The organism is Veillonella nakazawae, from assembly GCF_013393365.1.
In the GTDB taxonomy this organism is placed as follows: Bacteria; Bacillota; Negativicutes; order Veillonellales; family Veillonellaceae; genus Veillonella; species Veillonella nakazawae.
Genome location: NZ_AP022321.1, coordinates 750,369 through 766,569, shown reverse-complemented (window position 1 = coordinate 766,569; position 16,201 = coordinate 750,369). Strand labels below are relative to the sequence as shown.

Here is a 16,201-nt window from a genome sequence, read left to right as displayed (position 1 = left end):
TTCCTTTTAATTTGAACTAAATGCGTTTTGTATTGTAATAAATAATACAATTCTTTAACTCACTAATAAACTCTTCATAGATAGCAAACTTTTCTAAATATAACAACTCTGACTTCAACAAGCCAAAGAGGTTTTCCATCACGCTATTATCCAAACAATTTCCTAACTCTGTAACATTATCTTATTATCTTTTCTACGCTTTACCGTACCTAATTGAACTAAAAGCTCCACAATCTCTTCCTTATATTGAGTATCAACACTTGGATATTTTCCATCCCATATCAAGGCTAATTCAGATACTTCGTCAACAGCAAGCATATATTCTTTCAACTCATTTTCATTAATACTTGAAATTTTATTTTTAATAATTTCTATCTTATCATCAATACTTATATTATTATTATTCAAGAAGTATAAAATCAAAACTTTATCATTACACATATTTATGAAAGACAAGAGTTGACCTGTTTGATTTAACGCAATTATAAATTCATCTTTAAATTTAAACTCTAAAAAATGAATACTAATAAACTTTTTATTCTCCTCTGAAAGATAATTATTTAAGATATGAATAACTAATTCTGTTCGCTTAATATCTATTAGCTCTAATAATGGATCACCACTTAATTTATCTAATATTGGAACTACAACATTTAAAGAAACATTACTATTCAAAATATCATATATTAATTCATCCTCTAATTCACAATCAAGTAACAGCTTTATTATGCGCTCTTTATCAATCTCTTCAACAAAATTTAACCATAAAACCAATTCTGAATAATATTTTTTACTTATTATATATTTAACATTCTCAACTGTTATTGCAAGTAAATTTCTTCCAATAAGCTTACTAATTCGCTCTTTAGTAAAACCATCTTCAAGTTCAGTAATCATTTTATCGACTATTTGTAATAATAAATCAAATAATCTTATACTAATACCAGAATAAGTTATTAAATCATTACAAATACTCTTATTAGCTATTAGTATCTCCTCAATATTACTTACCATAATATTAGATTCAATATACTGTACCAACTCTTCATCATAATGTGTTATATGCGTCCAATAGTATGCTAAATTTTCTTTATTAAATTTTATAGTATTAGTTGTTAGGAAAATATCAAACAACTCTTGATTGAATTCAGTAATATTTAAAGCAGTTGCATCACTGATAATGCATTTATTATTACTCAAATAAGTTATTTTAAGATCATTTGATATTTTAGAAGAATATACATTAATCACTACATTTTCATCATTATAATACGTTATATCTTTTGGACTAGACATTATATAATCAGTAATAAATTCATCAAAATTAGCACTAATATACTCGGAAGAAGATTTTAAGCACTCTAAGTTTAAAATATTGGTTATCAAACTGCCATATTCAATTTCTCTAGCCAAAATACGTTCGGTAATCAAAAGAATATTATTAATATTTAACCTAAAGGCTTTATGTTCTTCTATAATTAACAAAACCTCTTTAGATAACTCTATATTTGTTAAATCATTAAACTTTAAATTTAAATTATCAATATGCTTAATAAGAGTTTGTACTCTATTAGCTGGCACCAATGCAAGAATATTACTATTTGCCTCTATCAATTCTTTAAAAGAATCTAAGTATTTATTATCTATATTCTCATTAGTTATAAGTGCAACCAATATGTTTTGATATGCAGTAATATAGTTAATCTTACATTCGTTTAAAATTGCTAGCAAATAACCTACATCAATAGTTATTAAACTTTGTATAAATTTATCTATCATTGATAAATCAAAGTCATCTAAAATTTTAGCTAAATTAGAATAGCTCCTATCTTTGTCATAAGCTTTAATAATTATAATTATTTTATCTACTAATCCTTCATTTAACATTTCTTGGAAAATATACGTATTAAGTATATTAAATCTAGAATAATCACGATTTGAAAGACGACTAAGTATTTCTTTGGGATTATTTACTTTAAAGCTTACATCCAACTGTTTATTTTCATACAAAGACTTTAAAAAAATTACATCATTTTTACCTAATAATTTTGACTTATCAAAGTTAAATTTACCTTTATAATACTCATAAGTTTCATCAATCAAACCTTCACTTATAAGAAGCCTAATTAAGGGAAAGTAATGATCATCAATAATTTTATTAGTTGTTTTAGTAAAGATATTTTCACGGTCCTCACTATTCATAGTAGAAAGAATTTTAGCATAAGAATAAATATCAATTTTTTTAATTTTAGTATTTATCTTTTCAATCTTCTCTTCTAAAAGCTTAATCTGCAACTTTTTATCTTCATATAAATTGTCAACTTTATTTTTTCTTTCTACTGATGTTAATATATATTTCTCTAAAAATTGTTCGAAATTGTAACTATTATTGCTATAATGATCAAAGATTTGTTTCTGTTGGGACTTTTCTTTACTCCAATCTTTTAATAGGTCACTCCATAAAGCTCCACTTTCACCACCAGCAAAAGATATGTTACTTGGAATCATCAATGCCATGAGTTCGAATTTATTTGATTCAAGCTTATCATTTATCATATTAATTTCATTTCTAAGCTTAAGACAATTATTATCTAAATCATCTATGATTTTTTCTTTACTATCCTCTAACTTATGAAATAAATCTATAATATAACCTTGATTTATTTGTAGTAAATCGAATTCATAAGGAAATATATTTTTAAGTGTTATCATTGCAAAAAGCTTATTACAATCTAAATCTAAATCTTTTGGCTGTATAATCTCTGAGTATACTTTATATTCATTCACTATATTTTTTAATAAACGCATATCATCTATATATAATGCAATTTTTGATAGTACATCTTTTGATGGAGGAAAATTTATTGAAGCAAACAAATCTACTAAAATATGCTCGGATGTTCTAGAATCAACTATAGGAACAACAGGTAAAATAAAGTCAAAAAACTTAGTTCGATTTTTTGAAAGAAACAAACCATCTCTAAGCATATATACAAATTTTACTGTATATTCTTTTTTATTTGCTAAAATAAATGAATTCAATAAAAAATTTAACTCTCTCAGTTTAGTAAAAATATTTATATTATTGTATCGGTCTAAATCTTCAAATATTACACACTCAACTTCAGCACTATACAATAAATAAACAATTTCCTTAATATCACGATCCAAAATTGTTTCATCAGTATCTACAGACTCATTAAATCTAGCCTCTGCCCCTTTAAAACTAACTTTATCAATTTTCACCCTATACTCTTTATTTAAATAATAAAAAAAAGTTACTAAAGACACTAAAAATAAAATTATACTTACTAAAGATGTATCAGGGATACTCCAATTGATAAAATATAACTGAAAAATAGCAGTTATATCAGCTCTATAAAACCAACTAAAAACAGATAATACAACCAAACTATAACAAATAGCTTTAAGACCAGCTGACCAAAATGAAATATTCTTTTTGAAATTATACTTACTCAATATAATTTTATCTTTATCAATCTGTGCCAGTATTTGATTGATAATTTGTCTTTCAACTCGATTCTCTTGTGTAGACTCTTCAAATGTTTTTGATTTAGGATTAACTGATACATCATAATTTCCTAAGGAGATAAAAATTGGTTTTTTTTCTACGTTCCACTTCTTAATATGTGTTAACCATATAGAACTTTTACCAGCTCCATATATACCTGTAATTGCAATATTTTTAATATTTTTATTTTCTAAAGCAAAATTTATAGCATCTGTATATATTTTTTCATTAGCATCTAATTCTGCTGGTCCTAAAATATTAAAACCTTTTTTTTCCTCAATTGTTTTACTAGATGTTTTTTTACATAGTTTATTATCAGACTTTGATATCTTCATTAATAAATTGTTATCTACCCTTTTGAGCATTACACTATCTCCCTACTAATAATAAAATAGTAAAATTCCTATATAAATAATGGCCAATCTATATAAATGTTATAATAATATTATTCAACACTCTTCATGAAACTTCCTTCATTTTTAATCAGGTAAAATAATATGATTATCTACTCTTCTACAAAACAATCTTTTATCCAAGATTTTGAGCAAGGTGTTTTGGTAAAAAAACTCCATCAAACATTAACAGAAAAATATCGTCGTGTTGGCGAATCTGAGATTCATTCATGGCAAACTTCATTATCTTATATGGCTAATGTCATGCGTGATTTTGCTATACCAGACTTAGCAGGTGTTGCCATTGAATATATTGTTCCAAATACACAAAAACGAGTGGACTTTATTATTACTGGTTTAGACCAACAAGATAAAGAGCATGTAGTTATTGTTGAGCTTAAACAATGGGGCGAAGCTTTCAAAGTAACAGATAAGGATAATATTGTATCTACCTATCTGGGTGGTGGAATCCGTGAGGTAACCCACCCTTCCTATCAAGCTTGGTCCTACTGTAGTCTCATTGAAAACTTTAATGAAGATGTTCAGACTAGACCTATCGAACTACACCCATGTGCATTTTTACATAACTTCGATGAAAGTATCTCCCCTGAGCTCCGTGATCCAATCTATAATGATATCTTACATATCTCTCCGATGTTCACACTAGGCCAAATGGATAGCTTACGTAATTTTATCAAAACCTATATTCCAAAGCCTGATACTACAAATATCATGGACTCTATTGAGCATGGTAAGTTAAGACCATCAAAATCACTTCAAGATTCTATTTTGAATATGCTAAAAGGCAATAAAGAATTTGTCTTAATTGATGACCAAAAGGTAGAGTTTGAACAAATAAAAAAAGCTGCCTTTGAGGCTATTAAAAATAACCAGAAAACGGTATATATAGTTCGTGGTGGCCCTGGTACCGGTAAAAGTGTAGTTGCTATCAACTTATTAGCTGAATGTATCCACAATGGCTATATGGCACAATATATTACTTCAAATGCTGCGCCACGTAATGTATATAGCACCATGCTACAAAAAGGATTTAAGAAAACAGAGATTAAAGCATTATTCCAAAGTAGTGGTACCTTCCATACACGATCTAAAAATGCACTTCAAATTGCAATTGTTGATGAAGCACATCGATTACGTGAAAAATCTGGAATGTACCAAAATGAAGGAGAAGACCAAATCAAAGAAATTATTAATGCCTCCCTCTTTAGTGTCTTCTTTATTGATCGAAATCAACGTGTTACTTTTAAAGATGCAGGTACTATCGATAAAATATTAAAGTTTAGTACAGAACAAAAAGCGCTTATCTATGAAGGTGCACTAGAATCTCAGTTTCGTTGTAATGGCTCTGATGGCTATTTAGCTTGGCTAGACAACGTTCTTCAAATTGCAGAAACTGCAAATTATGATGGTTTTGAAGGTGATTATGACTTTAGAATCTTTGATAATCCTCATGATATGTATAACGCTATAAGAACTAAAAATGAGATAAACAATAAATCTCGACTTTTAGCAGGCTATTGTTGGGACTGGCCTAAGGAAGGTCGTACAACATCTATAGTCAAAAACATTCAAATACCAGAACACAATTTTGGAATCAGCTGGAACTTAGGTAATTCTAATACATATGCTATAGATCCAGATTCTATCAATGAGGCTGGATGTATTCATACTACTCAAGGTCTCGAGTTTGAATATGTCGGTGTAATCATTGGTGATGATTTACGTTATGAAAATGGTCAACTTATCGTAGATATTACAAAACGTGCAAAAACCGACCAGTCTATTAAAGGCATTAAGAAACTTTTAAAAGAAAACCCAGAAGAAGCACAACGTATTGCAGATGAGATTGTAAAAAATACTTATCGTACATTAATGACACGAGGTCAAAAAGGCTGTTATATTTACTGTACAAATAAAGAACTATCTAATTATTTTAAACTAGCTTATAACCATCAATTGAGCTATACCTATAATAATTCTCAAGCTAATCTTGATAGTCAAAAAATAGCTGCTGATCGTAAAAGCACAGATCAAGATACACTTCAATGTAAGCCACATAAATTATAAACTACCTGCCCTCTATTCATTAATAGTTTATCTATAATAAACATAACTCTAGGCAGATAAGCATATTATTAATTATAATATATATGTGTGTTTTTATTAGAGGAGTGTATTATGAAACAGACAAAAAGAATTATAATCATGACCTTACTTACCATGATTACAATGATTTCTACTGTATTGGGGTATACAGGAAACATAAATACTGGGAAGTTCCATTATGATGACTGCCGTCACGTATCTCGCATGAACGAAAGTAATAAAATTTACTTCGATACACGTACGGAAGCTATCAATAGTGGCTATGTACCTTGTGGTACATGCCACCCATAAAAACAATATAAAATGTACAAGCCTGTGAAACTGATTATACAGTTCCACAGGCTTGTATGTTTATTAGTTTCCTATCTTGTTTACAGATGAGTTTTCATATATACCTTTAGGCATAGCTCCCATCCCAGCTTGACTTTTAGCGTATTTGTCTTTGTCATTTGCATTGTCCACATATTGGACTATATCGCGTAAGTCTTTTGATGGTGTTTTATAATCTAAATCTGCCATTATAAAGTGAGTATATAAATATTTATCATCATAGAGCGATTGAATGTACATTCTAGATGTGGATCGTTCTACTTCCATATACATAGCAGGAGTAGCATCATTCCAAACTGTAGCGTATTGAATTTGTTTGTAATCAGAATATGGCTTATACATAATGAAGAATCGTATCAATTTATAATTAATTTGATGACGATTAGCTAACTCTTCCGGTTTTAACTCTCTCACCATAATACCTTCACGATAGCTTTTACCATCATAAATATAAATGGCATCATTATCAGGGCCATTATAGGTTAAATCACTTGATTTTAACGTTTGGAACGTGAATCCATTAATAGTTATCGGTTTTGTTTTTGAAAGTATTTGTTTTGCAGGCTCAATTGAAGGTAGTACATAATTAACTAATGGTGACATTAGCTCTTTATACACGTACTCCTGATTATGTGTCTTTAATAGTTCCAGTTCCTTTTTCTTAATCAAATCATAACTAATATGATAAGACAGCGAAGGATCAGCTTTCACCCCAAAGTTAATAACCCCTTCTAAAGCTCCACTTTTAGTCTGCCCAATCTCCCATGTAGCATTTCTAACAGTAGGATACGAGAACGAATTTTCCTTAGACTGGCTTTCACTATTCTTACGAATAGTATAATGTATATTTCCTTCAATTAAGCGGAAATTTCCTTTTTGAACCTCTGTAGTTAATGGATCCCCTTTTATAGTTTTACCAAATTGGCTACTCTCTGGTACAGTAAATTTAATATTTGCCCCATTATCCTTAAGAATAAAAACAGAAGAAGACTGATTTGTGGAATGATACAATTCCTTAGTAAAGTATAACAACTCATCTAGTGTCCATTTTTTAGACCCATTATTGTTATATTCATCTCGTATCTGATTAGCTATAATATTTTCAGTCTTTTGGACTTCATTATCAGTCTTACGATAGTTCTGATATGCATCCTTTGAAATTGAAGGATCCGCACCTGGTATATTAATATCAATTGCTTGGCTTCCCAATGTCACAAAACTAAAGCATAGTGCAGCCATTAACACGCGTTTCATTATAACTCTCATCCTTTCACATACTCTCTCAAATAGTATATATGTATAGAATATCATATTTCAGTTGACCTTTAGTAGTACAATATAAGTATAGGATTAAGGAGATGATAACTATGAAGTTTACCAAACGTATAATTGTCATGACATCGTTAGCCGTGACTGCTGCTGTATCTACAGGATTTGCTTATGATTATGTATGCAATGGATCACAAACAAATTGCAATACCAATGCTCAATATAATTGTAATGCAGATACTCAATACAATTGTAATACAAACGCTCAATACAACTGTAATAATAACAATACAGTTTGTAACAATACTAGCCAAAGTTACTGTGGTCAAAACTCTAATGCTAGAGGATGCGGCGGATATAGAAGATAATATGGTAAATACAGTAAAAGCCTATAGTACTAAAAATGTACTATAGGCTTTTGTCTTATGTTACGAGAGTACTATTTAATTCATCAAAATACTGTTAGTCTCAATCTAACACCAGCCTTTTATCAGAAGTTCATACGGTTAAAGTATTCAATTGCTTGGCGTGAGAATTCAACGTATGTATTGCCATATGAGTATGGTCCTAATTCATATGGTTGATATACAAGACCTATGGCGCCTTTACCTTTCAAGTAGTAATTGTCAGAAACATATTCTACATTCCAGTTTGGTAGTAAGTCTGCTTTTTTATGACCTTCACTGTAGAAGCGCAAAATCCCAGAGTTAATGCCTCGTTCTATTTGTTGTGGATTAGCAATTTTAACATAGTTATATAATGGAATTCTTTGACCCGTAATCTTGTTATATACTAGACCTTTGGTGTTATACATACCATGTGCACTACCAGCATGGTAATGATAGGTAGTTAACAAAATAGATACAACTTGAGCGTCTTCATAGGTAACTTTATAGTTTTGCTTTACTTGATATGCATGTTGATCGTAATAAACTGATTTTGCGTATAAAACATAGTTAGCAATGTCTGTATTAATTGCCTTTTGTGCAAACATATTATTGGTATATACCAATGGATATTTTAATTCCATGTTTACATCGGACTGACTACCTGTAACAACAGTTGCATACGTAGGTACCGCCAACATAACACCTAACATAGAGGTCATACATAGCTTTTTAAAGATTCCCATAATACTGTCTCCTTTTAACAAACACATTTAAATAGGTTATTACTGTGATAGTTCTACAAGCTATGATAAAACTCCTCTTTTATATTTTACTTTTTTGATAATTTATTTCACTTTATAAAACAGCCAAACGATTTAGTATTTTACACTAAATGTTAGGCAGAACGCCCCCTAATACAGTACTAAGAAGCCCAAGTACAATCATCCATATAGATATAAACATTAAAACAAAGGATGTATGTGTATAGATTTGTATAGTAAATTGATTATAGTTAATATCACCTTTAATCACCTTATCTCCTACTTTTTTCATAACAGCATCCAGTACAAAGGGATCTTCTGTAACAGACAGTCTATAGGTACCTGGCCCCGCATCAAAGGTATATAATTCCATTCTAGAGTGAGTAATGCCATTAACTCGGGCGCGCATAATAGATAGGAATAAAGGAATTGTCCTTCCCGTTTTTTCATCAACTAAGTTAAAACCAAATTCGCCAATAGGCGCCTTTGTAAACATTTTTCCACTAAGCCATAGGCCATAAGTACCTGCTCGCTCTAACGTAAAAGTGCCTTCTTTATTTACATAGGGCATTTCATAGAGCATCTTAGCTCTACTAAAGCGAATCGTGTATTTAATACCTAAATAAAACAAACAAAGTCCTAAAGGTATTAACAGATAAAATAACTGTTCCATTACCTACTCCTCATCTATTCTCCCGCTTTTACACAACACGATATGTATTTTCACTATATCATACTTTCACCATACAAAAAAAGGACCCTCCAAAGAGAGTCCTTAATCTGTATTGTTATGCTATTAAGCGTTTTTAGCTACTTCAACAAGTTTAGCGAATGCTGCTGCATCGTTAACTGCCAAGTCAGCCAACATTTTACGGTTAACTTCAACGCCTGCTTTAGTCAAACCAGCGATGAAACGGCTGTAAGTTGTGCCATTGATGCGAGCCGCTGCGTTGATACGAGCGATCCACAATTGACGGAATTCGCGTTTTTTCGCACGACGGTCACGACGAGCGTAGTACAACGCTTTCATTACTGTTTCGTTAGCTTTTTTGAACAAACGGGAACGTGTACCGCGGTAACCTTTAGCTAATTTTAAAATCTTTTTATGACGTGCATGAGCTGTAACGCCCTTTTTCACTCTTGCCATTGTATATTCCTCCTAAATTACGATATATCGATCTAATAGTTAACGATTAAGCGTATGGTAAGCATTTAGCTACGCGTTTGTGGTCAGCTTTTGCAACCAATGTAGCTTTACGTAAATTACGTTTACGAGCTGGAGATTTTTTCTCAAGAATGTGGCTTTTGAAAGCTTTTGCACGCTTGAATTCACCAGTACCAGTTACTGCGAAACGTTTAGCCGCTGCGCGACGAGTTTTAATTTTTGGCATAATTATAATCCTCCCAAAACATTATTTACTTACTAAAATCATGGTCATGTTACGACCTTCTAATTTAGCTGCTTTTTCAATAGACGCTGTTTCTTTGAGTTCTTCAGCGAAACGTGTCAACACTGCCATGCCTAGTTCTGGATGTGAAAGTTCACGACCGCGGAACATGATAGTTACTTTTACTTTGTTACCTTCACCCAAGAATTTGGATGCGTTTTTCATTTTTACGTAAAAGTCATGGTCTTCAATATGTGGACGTAACTTAACTTCTTTTAAAGTTACGATTTTTTGTTTCTTCTTCGCTTCTTTCTCGCGTTTTTGTTGTTCATAACGATATTTACCATAGTTCATAATGCGAGCTACTGGTGGTTTAGCGTTAGGTGCAATTTCCACAAGATCAAGATGCTTTTCTTCAGCCAATGCCAATGCCTCACGGCCAGACATAATGCCGATTTGTTCGTTTTCAGGACCTACGACACGAAGTTCACGAGCACGAATTTCTTCATTAATGCGTGGTGTATCCTTGCTAATAGCGTTCACCTCCAAGAGAATAAAAAAAACGGACGGCAAACACCATCCGAATAGAGTTCTCTATATTAACCTCATACTTCTCGGTATTAGGTGAGTGGCGGATGGCCTCTGCTTCATAAATTACTTAATTATAATAACAAATCGACTGATGAAAGTCAACAAAAAATATTGAGCTTTTAACAATGAATTTGTTATAACAACTCTTATAGTATAACAGACATTATAAGTTCTGTATATAGGTATACTTACTGACACCGCTCTCTCTTTATGTATACAATATTCTTATAAATTATACAACTAATTCTATAGAAAATACGATACAATAATATTTATAGAATAATCTAGCTTATATGTGTACTTTATAGAATAGCGTATATTATAGGATAGTGTACTTTATAGAATAGTATAATTTATAGGATAGTTTAGCTTATATAGTTTACCTTATTTATTATTATACAGTAATAGTTATGACACAAATTGAAAGGAGTTTTATTATGAGTGTAACAACCCCTGCCCCTCCTCAAAAGGTACGTACAACTGCTCAAAATATTGGACTTATTTTATCTTTCATTGTTCTAGGTGGCATTTTATTATTGCCTACACCGGAAACCTTATCTACTGGTGGTCATCGTATGATTGGCGTCCTCGCCTTTGCTATCATCTTATGGATGACCTCAGCTGTCTCCTATCCAGTTAGTGCTACCATGATTACTGCACTTACCGCTTTACTATTAGGGTTCTCACCTAATCCCGAAGCACCTGCTAAAGCGATGGGCACGGCCAATGCTTTGAAGCTGATCATAGCTGGTTATTCTTCACCAGCTATGATTCTTGTAGGTGCCGCTATGTTTATATCCGTAGCTATGCGTAAAACGGGTCTAGATCGTCGTATCGCCATGTTAGTACTATCTAGCGTTGGCACTAAGGTAAGCCGTATTTATTTAGGTGTTATTATTACAGGGCTTATCCTCGCCTTTTTCGTACCCAGTGCAACAGCTCGTATTGCTTGCTTAGCACCGATTATCATCGGTATTGTTGAGAACTTAGGTATTGAACGTAAAAGCCGTGTAGCCGCTCTACTCATGGTAGGTGCCGTACAAGCCGATACGTTCTGGAATATTATGATTCAAACGGCTGCCGCTCAAAATCTTGTGGCTGTAGGCTTTATACAAACTCAGATGAATACATCTATTAGCTGGATAGATTGGCTTACTGCAGCGGCTCCCTTCTCCATCATTATGGTTATCATCGCCTACTTCTTAACACAAGCATTAATTAAGCCAGAGTTCAAGGAACTTGTAGGTGGCGATGTACAACTCGCTAAAATGCGCCAAGAAATCGGTCCTATGAGTACTGATGAAAAGAAACTGTTATGTATCTCTATCGGTCTTCTCGCATTGTGGGCTACCGGTGGCAAGCTACATTCTATCGATACAACAACTACAACAATTGTAGCTATCGCATTGTTCTTCTTCCCTAAGATTGGCATTATGGATTGGAAATTTGCACAGCCAAACATCGACTGGGGTTCCATCGTTATGTTTGGTGCTGGTATCGGTCTTGGATCTGTATTACTGAAAACAAAGGCAGCTACTTGGCTTGCTCAAGTATTCGTAAACGCCTTCTCCCTTGAAAGTGCCAGCGTATTTATATTAATTGCCGTAATGGCTGCCTTCCTCATTGTCATCCACCTAGGCTTTGCATCTGCTACAGCCCTCTCCTCTGCTATGATTCCTATTGTAATTTCTATTGTAGTAGGACATAACGCAGAAGGTCTTAACCCAATCGGCGTAACCATGCTTATGCAATATGCGATCTGCTTCGGTCTAGTATTACCAGTAAACTCACCACAAGGTATGGTAGCTTACGGTACCGACACATTCGACGTAAAAACATTTATGACTACAGGCATTCCATTGACTATTATTGGCTATGTAATGATGCTCGTATTTGCCCTTACGTATTGGCACTGGATTGGAATCGCATAATACTGTACTTTCATAACAATCATATATAAACCAAAAGGCTCTGTCATGAGACAGAGCCTTTTAGATATTCACTATATTATTCTAATTCTTTACCTTTAAGTTCAGGGATTAAGAATACAGTTGCTAGAATATCTAGTACGTAGATAATAGCTAGGAATGCAATTGCTACTTGGTAGGAGTACATAGAGATGATCATGCCTACTACCATTGGGCTAAAGCCGCCTACAGCACGACCGATATTAAATAGTACGTTTTGAGCCGTTGCACGGGCAGTTGTTGGGTAGGCTTCTGCCATCAAGGCACCATAGCCACCCATCATACCATTTACAGAGGCGCCTAAGATAGCACCGGCAAATAACATGGCTGTTGGATCAGATAGTTGAGAGTAGATTAAAATAGATGCTACAGCACATACTTGGAATAGGATGAATGTAGGTTTACGACCTATTTTATCGGCTAAGCGTCCAAATAACCAAATACCTACCATCATGCCACAAACAGTAACTGCTGTCCACAAACCAGATTTTGTTAGAGAGAAACCTAATTGCTTACTTAAGAAATTAGGTAACCAAATCATAATACCGTAATAACCAAAGTTTTGAACAGATGTTAAAATAGCAACACCAATAGATGTCTTTGTAGTTCTTACATCTTTTACTAATAACTTGAAAGAGTTTGTATGTGAATGCTCTTTATCTTCTTTACTTTGTACAAAGATTTCTGGTTCATGTAGTTTCGCACGGAATACCCAAGCAACTAGTGCTGGAATAATGCCAACCATAAACATACCACGCCATCCAATGAAAGGAATGAGTAATGGTGTTAACAAAGCAGCAGCCAACACGCCTAATTGCCAACCAAGAGCAACATAACTTGTCGCTTTTGCACGATGTTGAGCAGGCCAAGCTTCAGCAGCGAGTGCCATACCAATACCAAATTCACCACCTAAACCAATACCTGCTATTGTACGGTAGATAAGAAGATCCCAATAGCCTTGAGCAAAAGCACAGAGGCCAGTAAATACCGCAAATAGCACGATAGTCCAAGTCAATACGCGAACGCGACCAAATTTATCTGACAAGGTACCGAAGATGAAACCACCAAGTACGGCACCAACCAAGGTCCACGTAACCAAAGAACCTGCTTGACCAGTGGTCAAGCCTAAATCTCCAGAGATTAAGGTCAACATAAAGCCTAAAATCAAGAGATCAAAACCATCCATAGCATAACCAATGGAGGAACCAATAACGGCTTTCCAGCCATATGAATTTACTTCTTTCATACTATTTCCTTTCGCTACTCACAGGTAACAATTAAAGAGATAGTCCCCACTATACAAATGGCCAACGCCTAGACTTAAGTCTAATGAAAGGCTTTAGTATATGGAGGCTAAATTTATATCTGTTTATTTTGATGCATATAAGAAATTAGATTATAACAATTTCAAACATGACAACTCATCCATCGGTAATATTGATGGATGAGTCATAATAGTCAATTAGTTGCGTTCTTTAATTTCAATTTTAATGGAGTTGAAGAATTCGTCAAATGGAACTGTACCTAATTCGTCGCCGCCGTGTTTACGTACGTTAACGGAATTATCTTCCATTTCTTTATCGCCAACAACGAGCATGTATGGAACTTTTTCCATTTGTGCTTGGCGAATTTTGTAACCAATTTTTTCGTTGCGATCGTCTACTTCTACGCGAACGTAGTCATGGCGCATTTGTTTTGCCAATTGGTTAGCGTATTCCACGTGTTTTTCGGAGATAGGTAATACTTTCACTTGAACAGGTGCCATCCAAGTTGGGAATGCACCAGCATAGTGTTCAGTCAAGATACCGATAAAACGTTCCATAGAGCCAAAGCATGCACGGTGAATCATGATAGTACGATGTTTTTGACCATCTTCACCGATATATTCTACGTTGAAGCGTTCAGGCAAGTTCATATCCAATTGGATAGTACCACATTGCCATGTACGTCCCAAGGAATCTTCGATATGGTAGTCAAGTTTAGGGCCGTAGAATGCGCCGTCGCCAGGGTTGATAACATAATCGATGCCTTTTGCTTCGATAGCGTTACGCAATGCTTCTGTAGCTGCTTCCCAAATTGCATCATCACCCATTGCATTATCTGGTTTAGTAGACAATTCAACATGGTATTTCAAACCGAATTGGCTATAGATACGATCGAACAATTCGATAACTTTCATCAATTCGGATTGCATTTGTTCAGGCAACATAAATACGTGCGCATCGTCTTGTGTGAAAGCACGAACGCGGAATAAGCCGTGTAGTGCGCCAGATAATTCATGACGATGAACTAGGCCAAGTTCTGCATAACGAAGTGGCAAGTCACGGTAGGAATGCATTTCGTTTTGGTAAACCAAGATACCGCCTGGGCAGTTCATAGGTTTAATTGCATATTCTTCGTCATCAATGATTGTAGTATACATATTTTCACGGTAATGTTCCCAGTGACCAGATGTTTCCCACAATTGTTTATTCAAGATGATTGGTGTGCGGATTTCATCATATTCGAAATCATGATGTACTTCGCGCCAGAAGTTTTCTAATTCGTTACGAAGAGCCATACCTTTTGGCAAGAAGAATGGGAAGCCAGGACCTTCTTCTTTGATAACGAACAAACCAAGTTCTTTACCAAGTTTACGGTGGTCCCGTTTAGCCGCTTCTTCAAGCATATGAAGGTATGCATCTAGTTCTTCTTTCTTTTCAAATGCTGTACCGTAAATACGTTGCAACATTTTGTTCTTTTCATCGCCGCGCCAGTATGCACCTGCAATACTTTGTAATTTGAAAGCTTTTACCTTACCAGTGGATGCCACGTGAGGGCCTGCACAAAGATCGATGAAATCGCCTTGCGCATAGCAAGAGATAACAGCATCTTCAGGAAGATCTTCAATTAATTCTACCTTGTAGTCTTCATTTTTAGATTTGAAGAACTCGATAGCTTCTTGACGAGACATTACAGATTTAGTGATAGGCAAGTTTTCTTTCACAATACGGCTCATTTCCTTTTCGATTTTGCCTAAATCTTCAGGAGTCAAAGTATGTTCCATATCGATATCATAGTAGAAACCTTTATCGATAGCAGGACCGATAGCCAATTTAGCTTCAGGCCATAAGCGTTTAACCGCTTGAGCCAAAATATGAGAAGCTGTGTGGCGCAAAGTATGTTTACCACCATCTTCTTCGAATGTTAAGAACGCTACTTCAGAACCGTCGACTAATTCTTCCCGAAGGTCTGTTAATTCACCATTTACATTAGCAGCTAGTACTTTTTTAGCCAAGCTGTTAGATAATTGTTTTACTGCTTCCCCAAGAGTAGTGCCAGCAGCGTATTCCTTTGCACTACCATCAGGTAAAATGATTTTTACATCTGCCATTTTTCTTTCCTCCAATTTATAAACTAGGATAGTTGGATTTTGGTAATAAAAAAAGACCCTCTATCCCTACAAACAAGGGACG

Annotated in this window: 13 protein-coding genes, 1 pseudogene and 1 other annotated feature (1 of these 15 running past the window's edge); of the genes and pseudogenes, 4 read left to right on the top strand and 10 right to left on the bottom strand. The window is 33.9% G+C overall.

The window, feature by feature from the left end:
* Positions 1-16: 16 nt before the first annotated feature.
* Positions 17-166 (bottom strand): annotated as a pseudogene (locus VEIT17_RS03380) (IS3 family transposase); the annotation flags it as partial.
* Positions 163-3,867, bottom strand: a complete 3,705-nt coding sequence (locus VEIT17_RS03375; RefSeq protein WP_420031276.1) for a YobI family P-loop NTPase — start codon at positions 3,865-3,867, stop codon at positions 163-165. The pseudogene VEIT17_RS03380 and the gene VEIT17_RS03375, both read right to left, overlap by 4 nt.
* 162 nt (positions 3,868-4,029) lie before the next feature.
* On the opposite strand from VEIT17_RS03375, the gene VEIT17_RS03370 reads away from it, so the two are divergent.
* The gene (locus VEIT17_RS03370) at positions 4,030-6,012 is read left to right on the top strand and encodes a DUF2075 domain-containing protein (protein ID WP_178884753.1); all 1,983 of its coding nucleotides are present in this window, start codon (positions 4,030-4,032) and stop codon (positions 6,010-6,012) included.
* A 111-nt stretch (positions 6,013-6,123) separates the two neighbouring features.
* A complete protein-coding gene (locus VEIT17_RS03365) occupies positions 6,124-6,342 on the top strand; it encodes an Ada metal-binding domain-containing protein (RefSeq protein ID WP_178884751.1) in 219 nt (72 codons plus the stop codon).
* 63 nt (positions 6,343-6,405) lie between these two features.
* Here the strand turns inward: VEIT17_RS03365 and VEIT17_RS03360 are convergent, their stop codons facing one another.
* Complete coding sequence (locus VEIT17_RS03360) at positions 6,406-7,635, bottom strand: hypothetical protein (RefSeq protein ID WP_242013285.1); 1,230 nt, start codon at positions 7,633-7,635, stop codon at positions 6,406-6,408.
* A gap of 113 nt (positions 7,636-7,748) precedes the next feature.
* On the opposite strand from VEIT17_RS03360, the gene VEIT17_RS03355 reads away from it, so the two are divergent.
* Positions 7,749-8,018, top strand: a complete 270-nt coding sequence (locus tag VEIT17_RS03355) for a hypothetical protein (protein WP_178884749.1) — start codon at positions 7,749-7,751, stop codon at positions 8,016-8,018.
* Positions 8,019-8,140: 122 nt separating this feature from the next.
* On the opposite strand, the gene VEIT17_RS03350 is transcribed toward VEIT17_RS03355, so the two are convergent.
* From VEIT17_RS03350 to infC, 5 genes are all read right to left on the bottom strand, one after another.
* Entirely contained in the window at positions 8,141-8,782 is a 642-nt protein-coding gene (locus VEIT17_RS03350; protein ID WP_178884746.1) for a DUF3298 and DUF4163 domain-containing protein, read from the bottom strand.
* A 145-nt stretch (positions 8,783-8,927) separates the two neighbouring features.
* Entirely contained in the window at positions 8,928-9,473 is a 546-nt protein-coding gene (locus VEIT17_RS03345; RefSeq protein WP_178884745.1) for a hypothetical protein, read from the bottom strand.
* A 123-nt stretch (positions 9,474-9,596) separates the two neighbouring features.
* Positions 9,597-9,947, bottom strand: coding sequence for a 50S ribosomal protein L20 (gene rplT / locus VEIT17_RS03340; RefSeq protein ID WP_005376311.1), 351 nt, complete (start codon positions 9,945-9,947; stop codon positions 9,597-9,599).
* Positions 9,948-9,993: 46 nt separating this feature from the next.
* The gene (rpmI, locus tag VEIT17_RS03335; RefSeq protein WP_004696338.1) at positions 9,994-10,191 is read right to left on the bottom strand and encodes a 50S ribosomal protein L35; all 198 of its coding nucleotides are present in this window, start codon (positions 10,189-10,191) and stop codon (positions 9,994-9,996) included.
* A 21-nt stretch (positions 10,192-10,212) separates the two neighbouring features.
* Complete coding sequence (gene infC, locus VEIT17_RS03330; protein WP_005386139.1) at positions 10,213-10,731, bottom strand: translation initiation factor IF-3; 519 nt, start codon at positions 10,729-10,731, stop codon at positions 10,213-10,215.
* A 485-nt stretch (positions 10,732-11,216) separates the two neighbouring features.
* Here infC and VEIT17_RS03325 point away from each other — a divergent pair, with 485 nt between their 5' ends.
* Positions 11,217-12,710 (top strand): DASS family sodium-coupled anion symporter, encoded by a 1,494-nt coding sequence (locus tag VEIT17_RS03325; RefSeq protein ID WP_178884742.1) that lies wholly within the window; start codon positions 11,217-11,219, stop codon positions 12,708-12,710.
* 76 nt (positions 12,711-12,786) lie between these two features.
* Here the strand turns inward: VEIT17_RS03325 and VEIT17_RS03320 are convergent, their stop codons facing one another.
* Entirely contained in the window at positions 12,787-13,992 is a 1,206-nt protein-coding gene (locus VEIT17_RS03320; RefSeq protein ID WP_178884741.1) for an MFS transporter, read from the bottom strand.
* Positions 13,993-14,208: 216 nt separating this feature from the next.
* Complete coding sequence (thrS, locus tag VEIT17_RS03315; protein ID WP_060923940.1) at positions 14,209-16,119, bottom strand: threonine--tRNA ligase; 1,911 nt, start codon at positions 16,117-16,119, stop codon at positions 14,209-14,211.
* Positions 16,120-16,191: 72 nt separating this feature from the next.
* Positions 16,192-16,201, bottom strand: a binding site (T-box leader); it runs 222 nt beyond the window's last position.

Coding starts and splice junctions, on each gene's coding strand:
- VEIT17_RS03375 (WP_420031276.1), bottom strand. CDS start 3,867: ATGAAGATATCAAAGTCTGATAATAAACTATGTAAAAAAACATCTAGT.
- VEIT17_RS03370 (WP_178884753.1), top strand. CDS start 4,030: ATGATTATCTACTCTTCTACAAAACAATCTTTTATCCAAGATTTTGAG.
- VEIT17_RS03365 (WP_178884751.1), top strand. CDS start 6,124: ATGAAACAGACAAAAAGAATTATAATCATGACCTTACTTACCATGATT.
- VEIT17_RS03360 (WP_242013285.1), bottom strand. CDS start 7,635: ATGAAACGCGTGTTAATGGCTGCACTATGCTTTAGTTTTGTGACATTG.
- VEIT17_RS03355 (WP_178884749.1), top strand. CDS start 7,749: ATGAAGTTTACCAAACGTATAATTGTCATGACATCGTTAGCCGTGACT.
- VEIT17_RS03350 (WP_178884746.1), bottom strand. CDS start 8,782: ATGGGAATCTTTAAAAAGCTATGTATGACCTCTATGTTAGGTGTTATG.
- VEIT17_RS03345 (WP_178884745.1), bottom strand. CDS start 9,473: ATGGAACAGTTATTTTATCTGTTAATACCTTTAGGACTTTGTTTGTTT.
- rplT (WP_005376311.1), bottom strand. CDS start 9,947: ATGGCAAGAGTGAAAAAGGGCGTTACAGCTCATGCACGTCATAAAAAG.
- rpmI (WP_004696338.1), bottom strand. CDS start 10,191: ATGCCAAAAATTAAAACTCGTCGCGCAGCGGCTAAACGTTTCGCAGTA.
- VEIT17_RS03325 (WP_178884742.1), top strand. CDS start 11,217: ATGAGTGTAACAACCCCTGCCCCTCCTCAAAAGGTACGTACAACTGCT.
- VEIT17_RS03320 (WP_178884741.1), bottom strand. CDS start 13,992: ATGAAAGAAGTAAATTCATATGGCTGGAAAGCCGTTATTGGTTCCTCC.
- thrS (WP_060923940.1), bottom strand. CDS start 16,119: ATGGCAGATGTAAAAATCATTTTACCTGATGGTAGTGCAAAGGAATAC.